Origin of the sequence: Tanticharoenia sakaeratensis NBRC 103193 (assembly GCF_000963885.1) — a bacterium.
Classification (GTDB): domain Bacteria; phylum Pseudomonadota; class Alphaproteobacteria; order Acetobacterales; family Acetobacteraceae; genus Tanticharoenia; species Tanticharoenia sakaeratensis.
This window is the reverse complement of record NZ_BALE01000073.1, coordinates 1-3,061: the sequence shown is the minus strand read 5'-3', so window position 1 is coordinate 3,061 and position 3,061 is coordinate 1. Positions and strand designations below refer to the sequence as shown.

Here is a 3,061-nt window from a genome sequence, read left to right as displayed (position 1 = left end):
CCGGCTACTATGGCCGTTATTTCGGAACTGCGATCGAGTATATGAAGCGTCGCAGTACGCCCGTGCTGCTGGTCAAGGCTGCGCGCGGCGACGATGTTGTTAAACGGAAGATCCTGTCGTTGCATGGCGGCAAGGAACCCCGCGCGGCGCGCGGCTCCGGTCGATAGGGTTTGTGGGCCCGCAATATAGGCGATCGCCCGATGGCCTAGTGCAACGAGATGATCCACGGCCATCCCCACTCCGGCAGCATCGTCGCTGGTGACGGAGGAAATGGCATCCTCGTCGGTTCGACGATTGAGCAAAACCAGAGGTAGCTCGCGGGACCGGACCCACGAGACGATCTCGTCGCGTCGCGAAGCGGTCGCAAGGATCAGGCCATCGACCTGCCGGGCATCCAGTCGCCGGATCAACTCCTTCTGGCCGGCGAGATCGGGCGGAGCCTGAACCAGAAGGGTCGCGTAGCCAAGTTTGGACACTACCGCATCGATCCCGGCAAAAAGCGTCGGGAACAATGGGCTTTTCAAATCTGGCACCAGAAAGGCGATCATATTGCTTCGGCCGGATCGCAAGGCAGAAGCAGCAGCGCCAGGCTGATAACCCAACGCCTCCACCGCTATCATGACGCGGGCGACGACATCCTTCGAGATGCGATGCCGCATTTTGGGATTCAGCGCGCGCGAGACCGTCGACGGATGCACCCCGGCCCGGGCCGCGACATCGGTAACCTTTATGCGCGCGTGCGCCATTGTTTGTCCTCGCTTGCAGCGGTTCAGCGTGCACTCGTTTTCTTGCCGACCAAGACCTTACACACCTTAAGAAACTTCATATACCCTAGATTTTCCGAGATTTACGAAGCGCAGGGACGGTCGGGAAACGTTTGACAATGGATAGGTATTGGTTTTACGTGCAATCGTTTTCCGAACACATGAGACGATATGCAGCCGACGCCCATGACACTGCCACTGCGACAGGAAAAAGGCCTCCTTCTGGCGTTGGGGATGACGACCGGTGTGGAATTCTATGTCGCGGACGGACTTAACCTGATTCTTGTCGATATCGCTGGAGCCATGGGCATTTCCCTCGATCAGGCAAGCTGGATCCTGACGGTTTATACGGGCGCGATGTTCATCGGCATCCCACTCAGCGGCTGGATGGCGGCGCATTTCGGGCCACGCCGCTATCTGATCGGCAGCCTCTGTCTGTTCGGTATCTCGACAATCGGTTGCATGATTTCGATGGATTTTCCTGTCTTTCTTTTTTGGCGCTTCATCCAGGGGATTGCCGGGAGCGCCCTGTTCACCTGGTGGCGCGGCACGATCTATACGGTCCTGCCCAAGGCCAAGCGCGGCGCCAGCATGCAGAAGACGTCGATGCGCCTGTCGCTTTCAAGCGCCTGCGGGCTGCTGGTCAGCGGCTGGGTGACGGAATTCCTCGGCTGGCGGCTGATGTTTCTGCCCGCCCTAGTGCTCGCGGGCGCGGCAGTCGCGCTTCTTCTTCGCCATTATCCTGATCTGCCGCCATCGCGCGAAGAGCGTCATCAGAGGCCGGACTGGTTCGGAGCGGCGATCGCCGTCGTTTCGATCGGTGCGCTTCAGGTCGTGCTGAGCCGTGGCGATGTCGACGACTGGTTCGCGAGCGGCCTGATCCGGGGTCTCTCGGCCATAACGGCGATCGGGGTTGTGCTGTTCGTGGCATGGCAACTCAGCCCGCGCAACGATGCGCCCCTCCTGCATCTCGGCGTGTTGCGTGATCGAATGTCCCTCTCGGCCGGACTGCTCGGCGTGCCCACGGGCATGATCCTCGCGGGCTGCCTGTTCGAACTGCCCGAGTTTCTTCGCGGGGTCATGCAGCCGGATTTCAGCGCGTCACAGGCAGGGGTTTTCCTAGCCATCTACTCGCTCATGACGGCTTTCGCCAGGTCGCAGAGTGGAAAGGTTCACGCGCGCATCGGCCAGCGCAACGGGCTTCTGCTCGCAATGATGCTGCTGGTCCTGTCGATGCTCCTGATCAATCGCCTCATGACGTCGGGCACGCCCCCTCTCGACTACATGCCCGCCCTGGCCCTGTTCGCAGCCTGCCAGACGCTGCTTCTGCCGGGGATCGGCAGCGGCGCGATGTCGCGCGTATCCGACGAGCGGTTCCTCGATGCCGTCACGATCTACATGACGGCGCGCCAGTTCGGCGCGTCCCTCGGCATCTCGCTGTTGACCGTCCTGATCGATCACCGCCTGACCTTGCATTCCTCGCGACTGTACGAGGCGTTGCAGACAGGCCGTGAGAGCACGGCAGCGTGGCTACGTCAGGGAGGCGGTCTTCTGCTCGGCCATTCCGGTCTTTCGCCTGAGCGTGCCGTCGAAGGCGCGATTGATCTGCTATCGGAAACAGGCCGGCGGCAGGTCGAGACGCTGGCCTATGCGGATGGCTTTCTCTTCATGGCGGCGGTGGGCACCCTGACGGTCTTCCTGATCCCGCTCATGCCGCCGACCCCCGTCAAGAAGTAACCTCATGCGCATCATGCCGTCCAACCTACCCCGCTTGTCCACGCGCATCGTCGTTCCACTTGCCCTCGTGGTCGTAATCCTGCTCGGCCTCCTTGCTGTCACGGTGCCGGGATATTTCGAGGCCAGCACCGCCGACGCCTATGTCGACGCGCATATCGAGCAGATCAGTCCTCATGTGCCCGCTTATGTCCGGACGCTGCATGTGAACGACAATACCTATGTGCATCGCGGCGACCTCCTCGTTGAACTCGACCCACGTGATTACCAGGCGCAACTTGCCATTGCGCGAGCGAACGTCGCAGCGGCGTCGTCCCGCCTAGAAGATGCACGAAATCGCGTCGCGGTCGTCGCGGCCGCCGTGCGGGAAGCGCAGTCTCGGGTCGAGGTTAACGAGGCGCATGTCCGCCTTGCACAGGTCTCGTTCAGGCGCCTGCTCGCCGTGACCGATGCGCGGGCCGTCTCGACTCAAAGTGTCGATGATGCCACGGCCGCACTCGCGGCGGCGCAGGCCGATCTTTCGGCCTCCCGGTCGGTGGTGCAGGAGCAGACGGCGCAGGAGG

At 61.9% G+C, this 3,061-nt stretch carries 2 protein-coding genes and 1 pseudogene; 2 read left to right on the top strand and 1 reads right to left on the bottom strand.

Annotation, left to right across the window (positions count from 1 at the left end; translation table 11 throughout):
* The coding region (locus B8446_RS15900; RefSeq protein ID WP_048851353.1) for a LacI family DNA-binding transcriptional regulator at positions 1–746 on the bottom strand (746 nt) is incomplete at its 3' end.
* A 204-nt stretch (positions 747–950) separates the two neighbouring features.
* On the opposite strand from B8446_RS15900, the gene B8446_RS15895 reads away from it, so the two are divergent.
* Positions 951–2,501: an MFS transporter gene (locus tag B8446_RS15895; RefSeq protein WP_158507614.1), complete on the top strand. Its 1,551-nt coding sequence runs from the start codon at positions 951–953 to the stop codon at positions 2,499–2,501.
* Between the two features lie 4 nt (positions 2,502–2,505).
* Positions 2,506–3,061: pseudogene (locus B8446_RS15890) on the top strand (hypothetical protein); the annotation flags it as partial.